The 20,678-nt window shown below is 49.7% G+C and carries 19 protein-coding genes; 11 read left to right on the top strand and 8 right to left on the bottom strand.

Going from position 1 to position 20,678, the window contains the following annotated elements; all coding sequences use genetic code 11:
* Positions 1 to 69 precede the first annotated feature (69 nt).
* From CEQ48_RS04295 to CEQ48_RS04280, 4 genes are all read left to right on the top strand, one after another.
* The gene (locus tag CEQ48_RS04295) at positions 70 to 1,524 is read left to right on the top strand and encodes an ATP-binding protein (RefSeq protein WP_089070363.1); all 1,455 of its coding nucleotides are present in this window, start codon (positions 70 to 72) and stop codon (positions 1,522 to 1,524) included.
* The gene (locus CEQ48_RS04290) at positions 1,521 to 2,171 is read left to right on the top strand and encodes a response regulator transcription factor (RefSeq protein ID WP_198301087.1); all 651 of its coding nucleotides are present in this window, start codon (positions 1,521 to 1,523) and stop codon (positions 2,169 to 2,171) included. Before CEQ48_RS04295 ends, CEQ48_RS04290 begins: the two co-directional genes overlap by 4 nt.
* Positions 2,168 to 2,998, top strand: a complete 831-nt coding sequence (locus tag CEQ48_RS04285) for a DUF2861 family protein (RefSeq protein WP_089070361.1) — start codon at positions 2,168 to 2,170, stop codon at positions 2,996 to 2,998. Before CEQ48_RS04290 ends, CEQ48_RS04285 begins: the two co-directional genes overlap by 4 nt.
* 88 nt (positions 2,999 to 3,086) lie before the next feature.
* A complete protein-coding gene (locus tag CEQ48_RS04280; RefSeq protein ID WP_157724683.1) occupies positions 3,087 to 5,318 on the top strand; it encodes a glycoside hydrolase in 2,232 nt (743 codons plus the stop codon).
* A 168-nt stretch (positions 5,319 to 5,486) separates the two neighbouring features.
* Here the strand turns inward: CEQ48_RS04280 and ulaG are convergent, their stop codons facing one another.
* The gene (gene ulaG / locus CEQ48_RS04270; protein WP_000049013.1) at positions 5,487 to 6,554 is read right to left on the bottom strand and encodes an L-ascorbate 6-phosphate lactonase; all 1,068 of its coding nucleotides are present in this window, start codon (positions 6,552 to 6,554) and stop codon (positions 5,487 to 5,489) included.
* Positions 6,555 to 6,679: 125 nt separating this feature from the next.
* Positions 6,680 to 7,435 carry an HTH-type transcriptional regulator UlaR gene (gene ulaR / locus CEQ48_RS04265; RefSeq protein ID WP_089070359.1) on the bottom strand — a complete coding sequence of 252 codons (756 nt, stop codon included), beginning with the start codon at positions 7,433 to 7,435 and terminating at the stop codon, positions 6,680 to 6,682.
* Positions 7,436 to 7,799: 364 nt separating this feature from the next.
* On the opposite strand from ulaR, the gene CEQ48_RS04260 reads away from it, so the two are divergent.
* From CEQ48_RS04260 to CEQ48_RS04230, 7 genes are all read left to right on the top strand, one after another.
* Positions 7,800 to 9,560, top strand: coding sequence for a PTS ascorbate-specific subunit IIBC (locus tag CEQ48_RS04260; RefSeq protein ID WP_089070358.1), 1,761 nt, complete (start codon positions 7,800 to 7,802; stop codon positions 9,558 to 9,560).
* 97 nt (positions 9,561 to 9,657) lie between these two features.
* Complete coding sequence (locus CEQ48_RS04255; RefSeq protein WP_000523582.1) at positions 9,658 to 10,164, top strand: PTS sugar transporter subunit IIA; 507 nt, start codon at positions 9,658 to 9,660, stop codon at positions 10,162 to 10,164.
* Between the two features lie 8 nt (positions 10,165 to 10,172).
* Complete coding sequence (locus tag CEQ48_RS04250) at positions 10,173 to 10,865, top strand: L-ribulose-5-phosphate 4-epimerase (RefSeq protein ID WP_000286764.1); 693 nt, start codon at positions 10,173 to 10,175, stop codon at positions 10,863 to 10,865.
* 5 nt (positions 10,866 to 10,870) lie between these two features.
* Positions 10,871 to 11,692, top strand: a complete 822-nt coding sequence (locus CEQ48_RS04245; protein ID WP_089070357.1) for a Cof-type HAD-IIB family hydrolase — start codon at positions 10,871 to 10,873, stop codon at positions 11,690 to 11,692.
* 5 nt (positions 11,693 to 11,697) lie between these two features.
* On the top strand, positions 11,698 to 12,345 hold the full coding sequence (locus tag CEQ48_RS04240) for a 3-keto-L-gulonate-6-phosphate decarboxylase UlaD (protein ID WP_089070356.1): 648 nt from the start codon (positions 11,698 to 11,700) through the stop codon (positions 12,343 to 12,345).
* A gap of 12 nt (positions 12,346 to 12,357) precedes the next feature.
* Positions 12,358 to 13,242 carry an L-ribulose-5-phosphate 3-epimerase gene (locus CEQ48_RS04235; protein WP_000284305.1) on the top strand — a complete coding sequence of 295 codons (885 nt, stop codon included), beginning with the start codon at positions 12,358 to 12,360 and terminating at the stop codon, positions 13,240 to 13,242.
* 156 nt (positions 13,243 to 13,398) lie between these two features.
* Entirely contained in the window at positions 13,399 to 13,830 is a 432-nt protein-coding gene (locus CEQ48_RS04230) for a hypothetical protein (protein ID WP_089070355.1), read from the top strand.
* 51 nt (positions 13,831 to 13,881) lie between these two features.
* Here the strand turns inward: CEQ48_RS04230 and CEQ48_RS04225 are convergent, their stop codons facing one another.
* From CEQ48_RS04225 to CEQ48_RS20070, 6 genes are all read right to left on the bottom strand, one after another.
* Complete coding sequence (locus CEQ48_RS04225) at positions 13,882 to 14,187, bottom strand: DUF202 domain-containing protein (protein WP_232477803.1); 306 nt, start codon at positions 14,185 to 14,187, stop codon at positions 13,882 to 13,884.
* 5 nt (positions 14,188 to 14,192) lie between these two features.
* Complete coding sequence (locus CEQ48_RS04220) at positions 14,193 to 14,528, bottom strand: YidH family protein (RefSeq protein ID WP_089070354.1); 336 nt, start codon at positions 14,526 to 14,528, stop codon at positions 14,193 to 14,195.
* Between the two features lie 22 nt (positions 14,529 to 14,550).
* Entirely contained in the window at positions 14,551 to 15,396 is an 846-nt protein-coding gene (locus CEQ48_RS04215; RefSeq protein WP_089070353.1) for a MurR/RpiR family transcriptional regulator, read from the bottom strand.
* A gap of 66 nt (positions 15,397 to 15,462) precedes the next feature.
* A complete protein-coding gene (locus CEQ48_RS04210) occupies positions 15,463 to 16,830 on the bottom strand; it encodes a PTS transporter subunit EIIC (RefSeq protein ID WP_089070352.1) in 1,368 nt (455 codons plus the stop codon).
* Between the two features lies 1 nt (position 16,831).
* Positions 16,832 to 17,734, bottom strand: a complete 903-nt coding sequence (gene murQ / locus CEQ48_RS04205; protein ID WP_089070351.1) for an N-acetylmuramic acid 6-phosphate etherase — start codon at positions 17,732 to 17,734, stop codon at positions 16,832 to 16,834.
* A gap of 252 nt (positions 17,735 to 17,986) precedes the next feature.
* The gene (locus CEQ48_RS20070; RefSeq protein WP_198301086.1) at positions 17,987 to 20,629 is read right to left on the bottom strand and encodes a hypothetical protein; all 2,643 of its coding nucleotides are present in this window, start codon (positions 20,627 to 20,629) and stop codon (positions 17,987 to 17,989) included.
* Between the last annotated feature and the right edge of the window lie 49 nt (positions 20,630 to 20,678).

Here is a 20,678-nt window from a genome sequence, read left to right as displayed (position 1 = left end):
CACTCGGATTACAAATCTTGTGATGAAGCGGCTACTATTGGCATGAACCCAATTCTAAGTATTTAAATCATGACGTTGCTGCTGACTCACCGCTGGTTAAGCCTCTTACTGTGTAGCTTATGGGCAGTGCCCGCACTGGCCAATATTGACCTACCTGAAACTCAGCGTTGGTCGATTTTTTATCGAGCAGCACTTGAGCAGCAAAGCACGCCACTGGTGACCAGCCAAACCCTCAATCGATACCCGTTTGCCCAGCTCAGTAGTCACAGCCAATACCCTGATTTTACTCAATATACGTGGCAAGACATCGCAGATTTAGCCGCCACGGCCAAGCAGTGTCTGCCGCTCAACTCTTCTTCGCCGTATTTGGCGAAAGCGGTCGAATTTGAGTTGGCGTTATGTCGCCAAACGCCGCTCGGCGCAGAATGGTTTCAGCGTGTTGCGTGGCAACATCCGGCGGGAGGCAGCTACGCAGATCGCTATATTGAGCACTTACCGGATACGCAGCAGGCAGCCTTTGCCTCGGCGCATCCAACACGTTTCACCTTGGCGAGCCGCTATCATCCGTTGCATGCCTTATGGCAACGACCGGGCGCTGCCGGGGTAGATGCACTGCTCAACGGTTTTCGCCTGTATCTTGCGCCAAATGATGAGCTGTGGCTCAGCAGCGAAGCGGGCTGGCATGTGCTTTCGAGCGTGCAGTGGCGCGCACTCACCGCACCACTGCCATTCACACTTGAGCCTTATCAAGCGCAAAAGCCTTGCGATGATCGTTACAGTAACCTCTGCTTTAATCAGCGCGTGAGCAGTCATGCGCTGCTGTATAGCGGTTTGGTTATCGGCGTGTTGCTTGCGTTTGGCGCTGCGCTGCGTTCACTTTGGCTGCGCTATCAAGAAGGGCGCGAGCGGCGCTTTATTTTGCAACTGCTGACTCACGAACTGCGCACGCCCATCACCAGTTTAGGGTTTACCGTCGAATCACTACGCAACCAATTTGATGAGTTATCTCCCAAGGCGCAAGAGAGCTTATGGCGATTAATGGCCGATCATCAGCGGCTAGCACAACTGAGCGAAACCAGCCGCCACTACTTGAGCCCAAGCCACGACAGCATGGCGCGCCATCCAGCGCAGTTGAGTGACTTCATCGAGCATTGTATCGAGGGCTTTGAGGTTGAGCTTCATCTCAAACACGACTCAATACTGGCACTACCTTATTACTGGCTTGGGCTGTGCGTCACCAACTTACTCAGCAATGCCAAGCAGCATGGCGTGCCGCCCATTCGCCTGACGGTGAGTGTGGTTGCACAAACGCTGCGCATTGAAGTGGAAGATTGCGGTGAATTTCCCTCTTTCTACCAACGTCTGCGTAAACGACTTTCGAGGCATCAAGACACTCACTCTCGCCCAAACACAGATAACATGGGCGTTGGCTTACAGTTGGTGCGAAAACTCATCACCCAAATGGGCGGCAAACTGGTTATCCGTCGTCATCCAACCCGTTGTATTTTGGAGCTGCCGCTATGAAGCGTATTTTGCTGATTGAAGATGACACCTTACTCGGCCAAGGTCTGCGCGATTATCTGCATGACCATGGTTATGCATGCGAGTGGGTAACGCAGAGCCAACAGGTCGAAAAGCACTGGTTCAGTACCGATCTGGTGATTTTGGATCGGCAATTACACGATGGTGACAGCCTGAAACATCTGCCGCACTGGTTGATGCTTAAAGCCCTGCCGGTGATCGTACTGACCGCCAAAATTGAAGTGGAGCAACGAATTGAAGGGCTCAAAGCGGGCGCGAAAGATTATGTGCTCAAGCCCTTTTCCCACCAAGAGTTGCTGGCACGCATCGAAGCGCAGCTGCGCCCGCTCGGCAGTAGCTTACTCAGCTACGCGGATATTGTGGTCGATGTGGCCAATCGCTCTGTACTCAATAACCAAACACCGGTTGAGCTCAAACCGAAAGAGTTTCAACTGCTGCTGATGCTACTGCAAAATCCGGGGCGCGTTTATCACCGTGATGAGCTGCTCAATCTTATTTGGGGTTATCAATATTTCCCAACCACGCGCACCGTGGATAACCACATTTTGCATTTGCGACAAAAACTGCCACAACTGGATATCGAGACCCTGCGCGGCGTGGGTTATCGCCTCAAAGGAGCCTCCGTATGATCTGCGCCTCTTTTCGCAATCACATTGCGCGACTTGGCATACTCAGCGCATTACTAAGCGGCGCCGCGATAGCGGAAACGCCGCCAAGCCCCACCCATGCTTGGTTTCGCACCACACCGCTGCAAAGCAGTTACCAGCTATTGGTTGAGGGGCATCCCACGCAAGCGTGGCACGAGCTCATCCACACACTGTCTACCACGCCCGTAGCCGAGCCTTTTTGGCAACCAATTAAAGAGGCCATTCTCAGTCAAACCCAATGCGGACAAGCACTTCCAAGCACATCGCCTAACGATCTCGCGATTGCGGTGACTTTTATTCATAAGTTCAATCAGACCTTCCAAGGCTACCAAGTGAGGCTGAGCGCCGAAAACCTCAGCCAGCCGCTGGCGGTGCGTCTGGCTTCTGCGCAAGGTGCAACCTTGTTAGCAGCAGAGCTTGCGCCTGCCGATTACGCCGAAGTGGAAAGTCGCGATCTGCTTTCGCCGTATGCCGCAGGTGTCTATTGGCTCACGCTGGGCGAGCAGCGCATGGCGCTGCTGATTTCGGCCCCTTCCAGCACACCGTGGATTGAACAATCCAGCGCGGCCGATCTCATTATCCGCTTCCCCGCCACGCCTTCGGGCTGCGCATCGTCACTGGCTCGTTGGCAATTTTTTGATCAAAACTTTACCCTGCTGCACTCACAAACCGTCAACCGTGATCAGCATCCTGCCCCACCCATAGCCCCTTCTCAAGCGCGCTGGCGTAGCCTCAGCGTTATCCAAAGTGAATACCAAGGCACCATTCGCGTGGAGCAAATGCAGCGCCTGACGATACCCATTGACTAAGTTCAGGCAAAAGAGGGAAAGACATACTGGTGACAAAACCTATCGATGGACGAGGTTAAATATCTGGGTTACACGATAGGAGACCGATATGAAATTAACCTTTTCCTCACTGGGGCTACTGCTGCTGGTGAGCGCGCCGAGCTTTGCGTTGACCTTAAAACAGGGCGATCAGCACTGGCAGATTGACCCCGACACACTGGCCATCAGCCTCAAGCAAGACTCACAAACTTTCGCTATCAACCAAGGCTGCCTACAGATTGACGGGCAGACACAACAGGCAACGCAATTAACCCAAAGCGCCGAGCAAGCCACATGGACACTTAAGCCAAGTGGCGTGCAAGTGTCTGCACAGTTACAACAAGGGTTGAACATCGATTTTCGCTGGCCAAGTGCTCGTGAGATTGAACGCCAAGCTCCTAAAGCACTGCGCTGGTTTGATCTCAGTGAAGCATCGACCCAAACGCTTTTACTGCCGTTTGACGAAGGAACGCGAGTGCCAACCGATAACCCGACTTGGACACGTTATTTGATAGACAATCATTCGGGTGCCAATACCACGCAAGATCTCAAAATGCCGTTCTGGAGCGCGCAGCAGGGCGAACACTTCATCAGCTATCAACTGCTCAACGCCACCAATAACCAGCTGCACTTTAGTGAGCAGCAAAATAAGTTGGACTTACAAGCGGAGCACTGGTTTACCCCGCTGAACCAAAGTGAGCCTTTTAGCGTGCGCATCACCGTGGGCGATGAGATGCTGGCCGGAGCCAAAGCCTATCGCGACTGGCGCGATGCCGCGGGGCTGCGTGTTTCACTTGCGGAAAAACGCAAGGCAAATCCGCAGATCGAAAAAATGATTGGCGCAAGCCACGTCTATCTGTTCGGGCGTGATTTAATCGCAGTGCAAGATGTGGTGGATTGGTGGGGGTTGCGCGATTGGTTTTGTCGCTCTGAGTTTACCCCTTCACCAGAATTACAAAAGGAACTGGCGAGCCTAAAAAAAGGCCAAGACTGGCTTAATCAGTATCAGAAAAAATTGCTGGTCGGAGAGATAAACCAAGCCTTGAACCAAAAGTTCAGCGCCGACCCATCGTCCATTCAAGCGCAGTACCAAGCCACGCAGCAGCGCAGAACGTGGCTGACTGAACACGCTGGCGCATACCTCAAACCAAGCGATCAATGGGGACAAGGGTTAGCGCAACCCATGATCAGCACCCTTCAGCAAGCAGGATTAAGCAAACTCTGGCTAGGTCTTGATAACTGGATGCCAGCTTTTTATCAGCCGCAAGTGGTCGATAGCGCCAAACAAGCCGGCTATTTGATTGGCGTGTATGACTCATACAATACCGCGATTGAAAAAGGCATCAACGACAGTTGGCTGACCGCGCAGCTGCCGGATCGCATGCGCGAAAACTGCGCGATTGAAAAAGCCGATGGCACGTTACAACTGGGCTTTCGCGGTAACGGCTTTTATCTCAATCCCGCCTGTGAACTCGGTTACGTTAAACAGCGCGTGCAAGATATTCTCCATTTCGGGCGCTTTAACAGCCTGTTTCTCGATGTGGATGGCACCGCCATGGCGCGGGAAGATTACCGCTCGCGCAGCAACGAAACCGCGATGCTAGCCGCCTTTAACACCCGAATGCAGGATATTGCAAACACGCCGACGCTGATTTTGGGCTCGGAAGATGGCAATGCCCTGACCACTCAAGGGCTGGTGTTTGCTCATGGTATGGAAACAGTCGGCTTTGGCTGGACAGACCAAGCTATGAAGAGTGACAAGCAGTCACCTTATTATTTGGGCAACTGGTATCCCGATGAAAAGCCGGATTTTTTCTTTAAATCAGCGCAAGTCAAAGAGCCTTATCGCAGCTTACTTTTTGCCCCAGAGTACAAAGTGCCGCTCTATCAAGTGGTGTTTCATGATGAACTGATCAGTAGCCACCACTGGCACAGCGACAGTTTGAAGTTTTCGAATGTCAAAGCCGTGCGTGATTTGCGTGCCATGCTGTTTAACACTCCGGCGATGGTGCATTTAAGCCGCGATGAAATGCATAAAAACTCCGCGCGTATCGAGCAGCTCAAGCACTATCAACAAGGGTTTTTGCCCTTGCATGAGCAGTTGTGGGATAAAGCCTTGGTCGATTTTCGCTGGCTGGATAAGCAAGGCCAAGTGCAACAAACGCGCTTTAGTGATGGCTCGATTCTCAGTGCGAATTTTAGCGCGCAGCCGTTTAAGCTCGCAGGAGGAGAAATGATCGCGCCGCACAGCCTATTGGCTCAATTGGCGAATGGGCAAACCCATCAATGGCAGTCTAAGTAGAAATCGGGCAAATAACGATCTAGCGAATAACCATCGCGCGCGAAAACGGCTCAATGGACAGATAAATCAAGGCAGGCTATGGCAGTCAAATCATCGCGCTGAGCGGAAGTTACTAGCAGCAAGCATAGAAAAAGCCACCAACGCATGGTGGCTTTTTATCATTCATCCTTACAAAAAGGCTTTATAAGGCAGTTCTGGCTCATTTTTGAAGATATCTTGGAAGCCACGGAAATGCTGGTAATGCATGCGTCCTTTATCGGTTGGGTAGGTATATTTACCTCCAACTTGCCAGAAGAACGGCGCAAATTGGTACTGTAAGCGATCTTTTTTCATATTCCACAGCACTTCGATTTCACGCGGATCATTTTGGAAGTTCGCCCAGATATCGTGGTGGAATGGCACGACAACTTGGCAATCGAGCGATTCTGCAGCGCGCAATACATCCGAAGAGGTCATTTTATCGGTCACTCCGCGTGGGTTCTCACCGTACGACAGCAGCGCCACATCAATCTGGTAATCGTTACCGTGTTTCGCATAGTAGTTTGAGTAGTGTGAATCGCCAGAGTGGTACACAGAGCCACCAGAGGTTTCGATCAAGTAGTTGACGGCTCGCTCATCCATACCATCCAAAATCGCTTTGTCGTAAGACGATACGCCTTTTGGCAAGGTCACTAACGCGGTGCGGTCGAACGAATCCAGCACGCGAATCTTAACATCGCCGATTTCAAGCACATCACCGACTTTTGCCACAATGCAGCGCTCCTGCGGTACACCCCATCCTAGCCACAAATCAACACAGGCTTGTGGGCCAATGAATTTTACGTGCTCGCCGCAGTTTTGCAGCACCGCTGCAGCAACGTTAACGTCAATGTGGTCAGCGTGATCGTGCGAAGCCAGCACCGCATCAATCTCTTTAATCGCAAACGGATCGAGTGGGAAAATCGAGGTACGCAAGTTCGGTTGCAACGCTTCCACACCGCCCATACGCATCATCTGATGCTGGGTATTCATCAAGCGGTTTTTCTGCGTTTTTTTACCGGTTCCGCACCAAAAATCGATGGAAAGGTTGGTGTTGCCAGCACTCTTTAGCCAAATCCCCGTACAGCCTAGCCACCACATCGAAAAGGTATTTGGCTCCACAACCGTTTGTTCAATCTCTTCATTTAGCCAAGTTCCCCACTCAGGGAACGTACTCAAAATCCAGGATTCGCGAGTGATTTCATTCACTTTACTCATAACAACACCTCTTGTTTCACAACGTTAAGATAAATTTTGGATGTAGGGAGCCAAGCGCCTAAATCCTGAGGATTGGCACTGGCGGTTGGGTTGGTTATTTTAATTTGGTAAAAGTGAGTGAAACGCTACACTAAAATGACTTGCGTTCCTTGCGCCTCAAGGGCCTTAACCACTTGTGCATCCGCATTTTTACCTGTGATGACGATGTCAATTTTGCTGGTAGGGCAAAACAGCATGCCGGTACGCTGCCCGACTTTTGAGCTGTCCACCACTACAACTAGCTTATCGATCTGCTCCAGCATCTGCTGTTCAGCAACCGCCGTGAGCATATCAGTTTTATACAATCCCGCTTCAGTCAGCCCTTTGCCAGAGGTAAACATCCAGTTTCCTGCGTAACTACCGAGTGAATCCGGCGCAGGATTAAGGAAAATGCTTTGCGCTCGATTGTATTGCCCGCCAATGATGATCACATCGTCATGATCTTCATTGATCAGATAGCTCGCCAAAGGAAAATAGTTGGTCACTATCTGCACGTTTTCGCCACACAACTGCTGACCCAGCAAAAAGGCGGTCGAACCACAGTTGATTACCACGCTATCGCCCGGTTGACACAGCTCCGCCGCTTTCAAGGCAATCAGCGATTTCTCTTCATAATGCTCTGTGCTGTTGATATTGAGCGGTGACCATTTTCTTTTTTTCGTTTCAATCCGCTCTGCCCCATTACGCACTTTGCGCAGTTTACCTAGCTCATCAAGCTTGGCGATATCGCGCCGCGCCGTGGCCGGAGAGACATTAAAGCGCTCAATAATGTGCGAAACGTTAATCGCTTGATTCTCTTCAAGCAGAGTCAAAATACCGTTATGTCGTTGGACTTCATTCATACCATCACCTAACTGAGAAAAAACTCACCGAATGTCGACTTAGTGATTACTTGGTGATTAATCTTGATTGAATTTGATTCTAATAATCACCCATAGACTTGTCAAACTTTCTGCACATAGAAATCATACATTTATCACAATCAAATATAAGTGATTGAATTTAAATAATTTAATTAATCATAAGTGATCTACCTATCATTTGTGTGGTTTATTTTTTGCCAAAATTGATAAAAATCAAAATAATCACAAATGAGCATTGAATGATTACTTTTGATTGTTAAAGTCTATTCTGTGAGCAAAAGGAGCGATTTTACGCACTACCAAAAATCACTCTTCCTACATCAAAACAACTAAGGGTAGAGATATGGAGTTCTTGTACGACGTTTTCTATATTTTTTACAGCCAAGTAATGACCAAAGCCCCTTTGCTGCTAGGGCTAGTCACCTTAATCGGCTATTGGCTGCTAAGACGCGATGCGACAACCATCATTAAAGGTTCAATCAAAACCATTGTCGGTTTTATGCTGGTACAAGTGGGCGCAGGCACACTGGTCGCCGGCTTTAAACCTGTGATTGAAAAGCTGTCGCTATACCACGGTTTAACCGGATCAGTGATTGACCCCTACACCTCGATGATGGCCACCATGGAAACCATGGGCGATAACTATTCATGGGTCGGGTACGCCGTGCTGCTAGCACTGGCGATCAACATTCTGTTGGTGCTGTTTCGCCGCTACACCGGCATTCGTACCATCATGCTGACTGGACACATCATGTTCCAGCAAGCGGGTTTGATTGCGGTGTTCTACTTTGTGCTCGGCGCTGGCATGTGGGAAACCATCATTTATTCGGCGGTATTGATGGCGCTCTACTGGGGCATCTCTTCTAACATCATGTTCAAACCGACCGAAGAAGTCACTGGCGGCGCGGGTTTCTCCATCGGCCACCAACAGCAAGTCGCTTCATGGATCGCCACCAAAATTGCTCCCAAACTGGGGGATAAAAAAGACAGTGTTGATCACCTGCAACTGCCTAAATGGCTGCATATTTTCCACGACAGCATCGCTGCCACCGCGATTGTGATGACGGTGTTCTTCGGCATCATTCTGCTCTCTTTTGGTCTGGATAATCTGCAAGAGATGGCGGGCTCCACTCACTGGACTATCTACATCCTCGAAACGGGCCTTAAGTTTGCCGTCGCGATCCAAGTGATTGTGGCCGGTGTGCGTATGTTTGTCGCCGAGCTGTCCGAAGCGTTCAAAGGCATCTCCGAGCGCGTTATTCCTAATGCTGTGCTCGCGATTGACTGTGCGGCGATCTACGCATTCTCCCCCAATGCCATGGTGTTTGGTTTTATGTGGGGCGCACTCGGCCAGTTTGCAGCAGTCTTAGCCATGCTGGCGTTTAATGCGCCAATCATGATCATCCCCGGCTTCATTCCTATGTTCTTCTCCAACGCAACGATTGGCGTCTTTGCGAACCATTTCGGCGGTTGGAAAGCGGTGATGAAGATCTGTTTTGTGATGGGCATTATCGAAGTGCTCGGCTCGGCATGGGCAATTCACCTCTTCACCCAGCAAGGCACCGAATTCAGTGGCTGGATGGGCATGGCCGACTGGGCTTTGGTCTTCCCACCGATTATGCAAGGTTTGTCCGCCTCGAAACTCTTCTTCTTCGTACTGGTTGCCCTGGCGTTGGTCTACATGTTCTTTGCCTCCAAACAGTTACGCGCCGAAGAAGATGCGCAAGGCAACATCACGGTCAGTGACGAGCCGGAAGTGATTGAAGCGGTTGAACAAGCTCTACAAGCCGCGCAAGGCACTCGTCCAGTGAGCATTCTGGCAGTGTGCGGTAACGGCCAAGGTTCATCGATGATGATGAAGATGAAAATCGGCAAGTATCTGGAGCAAAAAGGCATTCCACACGTGATGGATTCTTGCGCGGTGTCTGATTACAAATCCAAACTCGCGACCACCGACATCATTGTCTCCTCGAAACACCTCTCTGCCGAGATGGAACCGGGCGAAGGCAAGTTTGTGCTCGGGGTGCAGAACATGCTTAACCCAAACTCGTTTGGCAATGAACTGCTCGACATCATCCATAACCATTTTGTGAAAATTCGCTAGCTCGGCAGGCGGTGGGTAGCCGCACCGCTCTGGTTGCCTACCGCCCCCTACGACAATAAGAAGCTGGTTTGATCAGCTCTACTCTGGAGATAGAACCATGGGACTCAAACAATCCTTAATCGAAAACAACTCAATCCAACTGCAAGCCAAAGCCAATAACTGGCGTGAAGCGATCAAAATTGGCACCGATATGTTGATTGCCTCAGGCGCAATCACGCCAGCTTATCACGAGGCGATCATCGCCAGTGTCGAGCAGCTCGGCCCCTACATCTGCATCGCTCCTAATCTTGCTCTGCCCCATGCGCGCCCTGAAAACGGCGTATTGAGAACCGCTTTTGCACTGGTGACCTTACAAGAGCCGATCTATTTCGAAGGCGAAGATGAGCCAGTGGATGTGCTGATTACCTTAGCGGGCAGCTCTTCGGATGAGCATATGGAAGGACTGATGGAAGTGACGCAAGTGCTGGATGATGAAAACAGCGACACCGGAGTGGATCTGGATAAGCTGCGCCGCTGCCGCGATAAACAGCAAGTGTATGCGGTGATTGACCAAGCACTCTCACCCCAAGCGACTGCACAACCCGCATTTGCGCACACCGCGTAGGAGGGAGTATGTACAGCGAACTGAAACAGCGCGTATTCAACGCCAATCTCAAATTGCCCAAATACGGTTTAGTCACTTTTACCTGGGGCAATGTGTCGGAAATTGACCGCGAACTCGGCGTACTGGCGATTAAACCGAGCGGCGTGGAATACGATGCGATGCGCGCCGAAGATATGGTGATTGTCGACCTCTCGGGCAAAGTGGTGGAAGGCAAATTGAACCCATCGAGCGATACCGCAACCCATATTGAACTCTACCGCGCCTTTCCCGACGTCGGCGGCGTAGTGCATACCCATTCGCGCAGCGCCACGATTTGGGCTCAAGCGGGCATTGATATTCCCGCGCTCGGGACAACCCATGCTGATTACTTTTACGGCGACATTCCCTGCACGCGTAAGCTTTCGCACAGCGAAATTGCTGGTGAGTATGAAAAAAACACAGGCCTAGTGATCGTCGAAGAGTTTCGTCATCGTCATATCGATCCGATGGCGGTACCGAGTGTGATTGTGGCCGGACATGCGCCTTTCTCTTGGGGCAAAAATGCCGAAGATGCGGTGCACAACGCCGTGGTGCTGGAAGAGATCTCCGCAATGGCACTCGCCACTCGCTCGCTCAATAGCGGCATCAAAATTCAGCCCGAATTGTCCGATAAACACTACCTGCGCAAACACGGCGCGAACGCTTACTACGGCCAGAGGTAATCGCTATGTATAAAGTGCTCGCCTTGGATCTTGATGGCACTGTGCTCAGTGACGATCACACCATCCATCCACAAGTCAAAGACGCGATTCGCGCGGCTCAGCAGCATTGCCATGTGCTGATCGTCACGGGTCGTCATCACACCGCTGCGCGCCCTTACTACGATGAACTGGGTCTGACCACGCCCATCATCTGTTGCAACGGCACGTATGTGTATGACTACGCAAGCGAAACGGTGCTGGAGCACAATGCGATCGACAAACAAGATGCACTGATCTTTATCGATCTGGCCCAAGAGTTTCAGCTCAAGCTGGTGATGTACATCAAAGATGCAATGACTTACTCGCAGCGCAGCCCCATCGCGTACATGCAAGCATTGGAAAAATGGGCGCAAGCGGCCTCTCTCACTCATCCACCGCAAATTTATGCGATTGACTCCTTTCACCAAACTGCGCGTGACTCTGAGTTTGTATGGAAATTTGTCGTCGAAGGTTTGCCAAGCTCGGTCGAACGACTCCTAGAGCATCCGTGGGTGAATACCCGTTTTAATGGTGAACGCTCTTGGTCCAACCGCATTGATTTTGCCGCCAAAGGCAACAGCAAAGGTCTGCGCCTTGCGCAATACGTTGCTCAGCTTGGCTACGCCGCCAACCATGTGATGGCGATTGGCGATAACCACAATGACATCTCCATGCTGCGCTATGCCGGCCACGGCGTGGCGATGGCCAATGCCGATGACACCGTGAAATCTTACGCGCGCAGCCTTTGCTCAACCGATAACAACCACGCTGGGCTTGCCCAACTGATACGTGAACATATTCAAGGATAAACAGTATGACCAAACCAATGATTCAAATCGCCCTCGACCAAACCAACCTAACCGATGCCGTGGCCGTAGCGAGTAATGTCGCCAGTTACGTCGATGTAATTGAAGTTGGCACCATTTTGGCTTTCGCGGAAGGAATGAAAGCGGTGTCGACTCTGCGCCACAACAATCCGGATCATATTCTGGTGTGTGACATGAAAACCACCGATGGCGGAGCCATTCTCTCGCGCATGGCATTTGCAGCGGGGGCCGATTGGATCACCGTCTCAGCCGCCGCGCACATCGCGACCATTGCCGCGTGTAAAAAAGTGGCGGATGAGCTGAATGGCGAAATCCAAATCGAGATTTATGGCAACTGGACGATGCAAGATGCTAAAGCGTGGGTCGATTTAGGCATCACTCAAGCCATTTACCACCGCTCACGCGATGCGGAATTGGCAGGGATTGGTTGGACAACGGACGATCTCGACAAAATGCGCCAGCTCTCTGCGCTAGGCATTGAGCTTTCGATAACCGGCGGCATCGTACCAGAAGATATTTACCTGTTTGAAGGGATCAAAACCAAAACCTTTATTGCCGGACGTGCATTAGCAGGCGCCGAAGGCCAACAAACCGCGGCGGCTCTGCGTGAGCAAATCGACCGTTTCTGGCCATAACGGGAGCCCATCATGTATCAACATTTACTGCGCCACCGCGTTGGCTTGTATGAAAAAGCACTGCCCAATCACTTAAGTTGGGAGGAAAAACTGGCCTGCACCAAAGAGCTCGGCTTCGATTTTCTGGAGATCTCGGTGGATGAAAGTGACGAGCGCCGCAGCCGCCTCGATTGGGATGATGCCACCATTTATTCATTGCGCCGCCTTTGTGAGGAGTATGGCGTGCCGCTGCAATCCATGTGCCTTAGCGCTCATCGCAAGTTTCCGTTTGGCTCGGCCGATCCCGCGCTGCGCGATGAGGCACTGAAAATTATGCAAAAGGCGATTACCCTCGCCTACAAACTGGGTATTCGCACCATCCAATTGGCGGGGTATGACGTCTATTACGAGCCCGCCAACTCAGCCACTCATCAGCGTTTTATTGAGGGCATGCAACACGCCGCCCGTTTAGCTGAGCGCGCTGGCGTGATGTTAGCCGTTGAGATAATGGATACCCCTTATCTCAATGCGCTGAGTAAATTTGAAGTGCTGAATCGGCAGATCCAATCGCCCTTTTTTACGGCGTATCCAGACGTTGGCAACATCTCAGGCTGGAATTATGACTTGCTGACCGAGCTCTCGTTAAGCAAACCTCACATCACTCAGATCCACCTCAAGGACACTTACAAGGTGAGCGAACAGTACGCCGGACAGTTTCGTGATTTAGTGATTGGCGAAGGGGACGTCGACTTTGATGGACTGTTCTGCCGCTTAAAAGCACTGGATTGCGTGGTGCCGTTAGTGATTGAAATGTGGGCGCACGATGAACAGTGGCAACAGCATATTCACACCGCGCAGCGTCGATTAAACCAAGCTTGTGATCGCGCCGAACTCCCTCGCTTGTTCCCTCATCTTTAAGCTCCTGAGCCGCGCAACGCGGCACTTCCCGAAAAGGGAATGTGCGGTAGGTTTCCCCCGCTCTACCGCACTTTTTCAAGCACATCTTCATGGTTGACTTCATCCCCACCTTGACGCACAGTGGCGGCTGTTTGTTTGAAATTCCAACCGGTTAGCATGAAATTACTCCACCTTCAGTTGTTTTGGTACGAAAAGCACCACACCCTACTTGAATTAGAAGCCCTGCCGCAACTGAGCCCGGCACAACAGCAAGAATTTGAAGAGTGGATCAAAACACGGCGCAAAATTCTCAGTTATGAAGTGCATCAACACGCGTGGATTAAGGTCAACGCCGATGGTTTTTCATCACTGCTGACCTTTAAACCCAACGGCACCTTGATTGAGAAAGACATGTTCAGCGACAAAGCACTGCATGGTTTGTGGAAAGTGATGGATGGCTTCTTGTTCGTCAAAGTGATCAGTGGCGAGTTTATTGTCGAATACCAAATTGTCGGCCACCAACCTCAACCAGTGCACTGCGGCATTGAATACATCAATGGCCGCGTCAGTAGCTACAGCAAGTTTGCCCAATTGGCGTCGAAAGAATAGCGCTTCAAAAGCCACCGTCTCCTTAGCCTTCCGGTTTATTAGGTTTGTTGTTCAGATTATCCGGTCTAAACATACCCAAAGTGCACATATCGCCACCGCACCACTTATCCATAAATTTCGCAATAGCATTGCACGGTGAAACACTCGACTCTGAGTCGCGATTTCATTTTTACGCTTTAGAATTTGCTGGAGTAACAACCATAACCCCAACAAGGCGAGCGCCAGTTGCAATGCAGAAAACAGCCCGATTTTGATCAGCAATAGCATACCTGCCGTTAGTGCTAACGAACTGCGAGTCCACGCCAGTTGCGTTCTTTCACGCTGTAAACCGGGGTCGCGCTCTACCTCAGTTTTCATCCCACTCATAATGCCCAAAACCCAATCAACATAGCGAAAGCAATGACCACACCGGTCATCACCATCAGGCTTTTGCTGTATTTAAACGGCCCTTCAAGCCGCATCGCTTTCTCGTTTTGGTACCAACGCAGAAATGCCCACACGGCCGTAGCAAATGCAACGCCCGCCAATGCCGGCGTTAGCCACTGGCTGTGGCTTAATATCGTCGAATCGTGCGTTGCGCTGAGCAGATCTACCCCCACCGCAGTAGCAAGAAAGGCCAATGCTGTACGTATCCAAGCCAAAAACGTCCGTTCATTCGCCAGCGAAAAACGATAATCCGGATCTTTACCCATCTTCATTGTGAAAAACCTTAATCTGCAATCACTGTTGTATATGCTGAATCGAGCTCAGTGCGGTGTGCATGCTGAACGAATCTGTCAAAGTAATAAGTTTGAAAAAGACGATATCAAAAGCCGCCATTTGCAGAAGTTGTGGTGTCACCATGCCTAATTGAGAATGCTCTTCGGTGTAACTGTAAGGGATCACATAATCCGCCAGTTGCGCCACTTTATCGCGCCCATAGCGCGTTAAAGCAATCACTTGCGCGCCGTTTTGTTTAGCACGTTCAATTGCGGTCAACACTTCTTGGGTATTCCCCCGCGCAGAAACCACCAACAGCACATCATCCGCTTTGAGCAGTGAAGCTTGCACAATTTGAATGTGATAATCCTGATTAAACTGTACGTTAAAACCCGCACGGATCAGCTTGTGATTGATATCTGCCGCGACGATCGCCGAAGCGCCAATCCCCGCCAACGCAATCTTGTTAGCCTTGAGCAGTTGCTGCGCGCACTGCTCTACCGATTCCGCATCCATCAGACCAATCGATTGTTCGATAGTCGAAACAAACAGATGTTTGGCTTTTTCAATAATCTGCGCCGTGGAATCACCTGTCTCAATGCTGGCATAGACAGATTGAGCACTACGCGCCATAACTTGTGGCGCTTGGGCGGCGAGTTTTAACTTCAGATCAGGAAAACCACTACAACCGAGACTTTTCGCGTAACGAATCACTGACGAATCACTGATCCCAAGCAGCGCGCCGACTTTCGTTGCGCTCAACTCCGATAAATCGAACTGTCGTTCAACAATCAATTGCGAGAGCTTTTGCTCATTTTGATTACTCGAATGTACTAACGTTTTTACCTTGTTGATGAGTTTATCCATCGAAGATCCTTGTTAACTCAAAAAGCCGCCACCCATTAGCGCGGTGACGGCCAGATACTACCGATTCTACTGATTTTTTTCGACTGGCTCAGTGAAGCCAAGCAACATAGAGGCAATAAAACCCACCACCCATGCAGCCAACACCGCAAACAAGAAAGAAGGAATTTGCCCTTCACCCACGAGTGGGATTAACGATAGACCAGCCGTACCAAATGGAATGATGATCCCCACTTTAAAAGCCGCCATCATAGCGCCTCCTGCAAAACCGCCGATACAGCCTGCGATAAAGGTTTTTCCAAGCGGTAGCGAAACACCGAACAACAGCGGTTCGCCCACACCCAGAATCCCTACAGGTAAAGCACCGGTGATGGTTTTCTTTAAGCGCTCGTTTTTGGTTTTCAAGAACACATAGGCCGCCGCACCCACTTGACCCATACCGCCCATCGCCAAAATAGGGAACAGATAATTAAGGCCAAACGTTTCTAGAATTTGCGCGTGAATGGGGATAAGTCCTTGGTGCAAGCCAGTTAACAGTAGGAACAAGAAACCGCCCCCAAGCACACCACCAACAGCAACAGAACCCGCTGACTCATTAAGCAGTGCAACAGAAACCAGATTGCCTAACCAAACATTGATGCTGTGTGCAATCGGCTGTAGCACCAGCAACGCAACCGCAGAGGAAACCAGAATTGTTAGGGTTGGCGTGAGAATCAAATCAAGGCTTTCCTTACAGTGACTGCGAAACCAGAGTTCAAATTTGGATGAAAACACACACACCAGTAATACGGCAAACATGCCACCGCCGCCCGGTACTAAAGTATTTCCAAACAGTTGAATATTGGCCAGCCCCGGCGCGGCTAAAATCGCCGCCATCACTGCGCCAATCGCGGGTGAAGCGTGCAGCTCTTTCGCGGTGTTCATCCCGATCATCACCGACAACACGGCAAATACCGCTTTACCCACCACTGTGAACAGGTCAAAAATTTCGGGGTAAGCCGCCACAAACTCTGGCGATACCAGTTTAAAAATATTGACGATACCCAAAACCAAGCCACAGCCGATCAACGCGGGAATCGTTGGAACAAAAATCGCGGCTAAGGTGTTCAGCGCACGGCGAACCGAGAATGGCTGAGCGGCTGCAGGCGCACTGGTTTGAGCCTTTACACCACTGCCTGACATTCTCTTTTGCAGCACACCCGTTACCTTCGCTGCCGTACCCATGCCCACAATAATTTGATACTGCTCGCCCGCATCTACCACGCCTTTAATGCCATCAACTTCACGCAGCGCTTGCATATTGAACTGGCTGCGATCTTTAAGCGCAAGGCGAACCCTTGTCATGCAGTTGGTTAAAGTCGCGACATTCTCGAAGCCACCAATATGGCGTTCAATCTCGTCGGCAATGATTTCCAAATGTTCTATCTTGTTAGCCATATCAGATTCCTTGCAGTAGCTGCTGTTTGAGGGATTGGAAAGGTTTAGAGGCGATAAGAAGAGCTTGGGATGGCTCAATATCCAACCAGTGCAGCAATACCGCGGCGCGCACATTGTAATTGACCTGATTGAGTAAGGCTTGCGCCACCTCTCTCTTCACATCACAGATTTCACTGACGATGCGCTGAGCTCGCACACGGAGTTTCTCGTTGCTGGCTTTGACATCAATCATTAAGTTGCCATGCACTTTACCTAGCTGAATCATCACCGCCGTGCTGAGCATGCCAAGCAACATCTTTTGCGCAGAACCACTCTTCATACGCGTAGAACCTGACAGCACTTCTGCACCAACGTCGGGCGCAATCGCAACATCCGCCAGTTCGGAGATCAAACCCCATCCGCGAGTACTCAATGCAATGGTTTTAGCGCCGACTTTTCTTGCGTATTCAAGCCCAGATAGCACAAAAGGTGTGCGTCCACTTGCCGCAATGCCAAGTACCACATCGTGTGCATTGAGCTGTCGAGCTCTTAACTCAGCTGGTGCAGACTCTCGACAATCTTCGATATTTTCTACTGCACTCAGCATCGCCGCATGACCACCCGCAATAATCGCCTGAACCAATTCCGGTTCGGTGCCAAAAGTCGGAGGGCATTCGGCAGAATCCAGTACACCAAGACGTCCGCTGGTTCCCGCACCGACATAGAACAAACGCCCACCTTGGCGCATCTGTTCAGCAATAAGGTTTACCGCTTCGGCGACTTTCGGTAATACGCGACGAATCGATAGCGCGACACTGGCATCATGTTCATTCAGTAATTCAAGAATTTTGAGCACTGGTAGATCCGACAAATTCGCAGTCTCTGGGTTTAACTCTTGACTCACCGTGGATAACAACTCACTCATAACGCTCTCCGTTGGTTTTCGACATTGAAATAATAATTTAATGTCGAAAATCAACAACCGTATAATTAGTAAAAGTCGAGATTCGTCACAAGGAATTTCATTAACGATACGAATTGGTATCAAGCATCCATCACGATTAACAATGCAACGCCCAAAAATTGACCATAAAAAAATCCGAGTGCACATGGCACTCGGATTAGCAGATATGACTTATAAGTTTTTAGTTCTCCTCGTCATAAGACGAGAAATCAACTAGTGACTAGCAGGAAATGACTTCGCTTCCAGTACGAGATAAGCATTCCAAGATTGTTCATCACGAATACGTTTTACGAAGCCGCGGTTGGTCAACCAGCTTTCACTCGTTTCTTCAATACCTGATTGAGTAAAGGTGGTTTTACGCGTGACTTTACAAGCGTCAAACTTACCTGCTGCAACTTCAACCATTTCTTTACCCACATAGGTATCCGAGTAACTAAACTCTGAGTTAGACCATGCCTTGGTAATCTCCGTCAATTCTGTTTGTTGGGTTACAGTGCGCAAGCCTTGCACCATTGATTCACCTACGTTAAAGCTGGCCAAAGGCGCATTGAGCGCAGGGCCTGAAAACACTGGAATCCCTAAGTGTTTATCCGCATCCGCGATTTTCGCTTCTAAAGCGACTTTGGCAATCCCCCAACCAAAAGAATTATCGGGGTTAAAACCTTCTTGGCCCAGATCATAGCCCTGTGCAGAATAGGCTTCTTCATACCCTAATAAATTCCCATCCAGATCCTTAACATTGATGATGGTTTTTTCCAGCGAACCATTCCAGTCAGAGATCCAACTTGGCATTCCTGACACTAGAGTCACATCGTTTAACCAAGAATAACTGTTACCTTGATAAGAATATTCAAAGGTTAGTTTTGAAGCTGAGCCATTTACATCTCGATCCACCGCGTATTCTGCAGTGTCTCCAATTTTCTTGGTATAGCCAGCGTCAGGCAGCGAAGCTAAACATGCGGCTAATGTGGCCGGTGGTGATGGGGGAGTCGGAGGCGTTGGCTGTGAAAATTTATCAACAATCAGATCGGCTGCAGTAGAATCGAACACATAGTCTGAATCAGCTTCATTCTCTTGAGCAACAAAGTGCGTCACTCGAACAAAGCCATCGAATTCGGCAAAGTACAGTGCATTATCCGTTCTGTTGAAATTACTCCAAGTTATATTGTCAGCAATAGAAGCAGGCAGTGTGACTTTGCGCAGCGTCTTTCCATACTGAGTAATATCTTGCCACTCACCTTCATCGGCATACTTAACAAAGTTCTCATTCCAGTCCCAACTCCTTGAGTAATATGCCACTTTGCCATTGGATAATAACTGAGCAAAAACATCACCTCCATCCAAACCAGCGATTGGAATTAAGTCAACTGAATCAGTGGTACCATCACGGCTTTGAGCATTAGCGGCTACGGTTTCAGCCAATGTGGCAATCCATGTATCTTTCTCGTTCTTAATAGCACTGATGCCATTACACATTTGATTTAAGGCTGCATAGCGCTCAGGGCTCCCCTCCTTACACCAACTTCCTTTATTGAAGGTATAGAAGCCTCCTTCAAGATATTCGGACGAAACCAAGTATGCATAGCTATTCGAAGGGAAAGTCAGATCTTGTGGAATGCCACTCGCCCATACTTCATCGTCAGCACTTTTCTCGAGCACTGAAGCTACGTTCAGGCCGCTGAGATCCATTCTTTTTGCCGAGATTCTCTCACTCTTGGCGGAGTTGCTGGTTTCAAAAATCACTGAACCATCATTGTTGAGGGTAATCTTTGAAATCGCATCACTTTCTGTCTCCCATCCCTCTTTATCCAGAATCATTTGCTCTGGATTCGTCATGTCAGTAACGAGAACAAACGAACCTGAGGTGTAATCAAATTGATACTCTTGATCAATCACCTCATTATTTTTACCCAGCGCCACAAAGCCGTAGCTCAACTCTTTGAGACCGTTTTCTTCTTCACCGGCAAACCATATCAATGTTTCATTTTTGATCAATTCAGCTAAGTTAGCTTCAGTGGCACTCTTTGCCGCCTCGTTAATATTCACTCTATCTTCTAGGTTCTTATCACTAATGCCCACATGCTGTTGATCAATGTCTTGGCCTGCTTTTATGGGGTCAAAATTTTCCCCTGCAGTTTCAACCGTAGTCACGACATTTGAAAGCACCTTACTGACTTCAGTTGCAATCAGTGACGTTAGCTTGTCAACACTGATACCTGCATTGGCGGCTGCTTGCTCTAACTTATCGGTATTTTCGGCCATGATGGTAGCGGTGACTTGTGCGATGCGATGAAGTCTTGCGAATTCTTTTTGATCGGCAGCGCTAAGCTCTTTTGAGGATTTACCTGCGACATAATCAGCGGCCAAATCAAGCTTGGTGCCGAGTTTAGCTTGTACTGCTGCTTTAGCTTCTTCAAGCGTGCGGCCATTTTCAATTTCGTTATGCACTAACGTAGTCAATGGGCTGATAAATGGAGAACCAGGAGGTGCACTTAAGCGGTAACCTTTGGTCAGTGGCTTGTCACCATAGTCAGCATCTTTGGTTTGATCTGCGATAACCTCAACCAACAAGCTGCCTTTCGCAACCTGCTCTGGCGTTAGGCCTTGTAACGTAAACTGTCCATTTTCACCAGTGGTTGCCGACGGCTCATCACGCTCACACATTGCATTGGCATTGAGGTCTAAACACGCGTTGGCGCCAATCAGATAACCGTCTGCTGCTCGTGCTGTCAATGACATATCTGGACTGGGCTTATCAACACTTGGTTGGCTCGGATTCGACTGAGTGCTATCACTGCCACACGCAGCAAGCGTCAAAGCTATAGCCATAGCCAATACAGAACGTTGAGGGCTCATAATAATCTCCATTAATATAAAAATTTCGCTGTTATCCATGACAGCTAGT

The sequence above is a fragment of the Vibrio tarriae genome, from assembly GCF_002216685.1.
In the GTDB taxonomy this organism is placed as follows: Bacteria; Pseudomonadota; Gammaproteobacteria; order Enterobacterales; family Vibrionaceae; genus Vibrio; species Vibrio tarriae.
The sequence above is the reverse complement of the archived record's forward strand: the minus strand, read 5'-3'. Positions and strand labels throughout refer to the sequence as shown.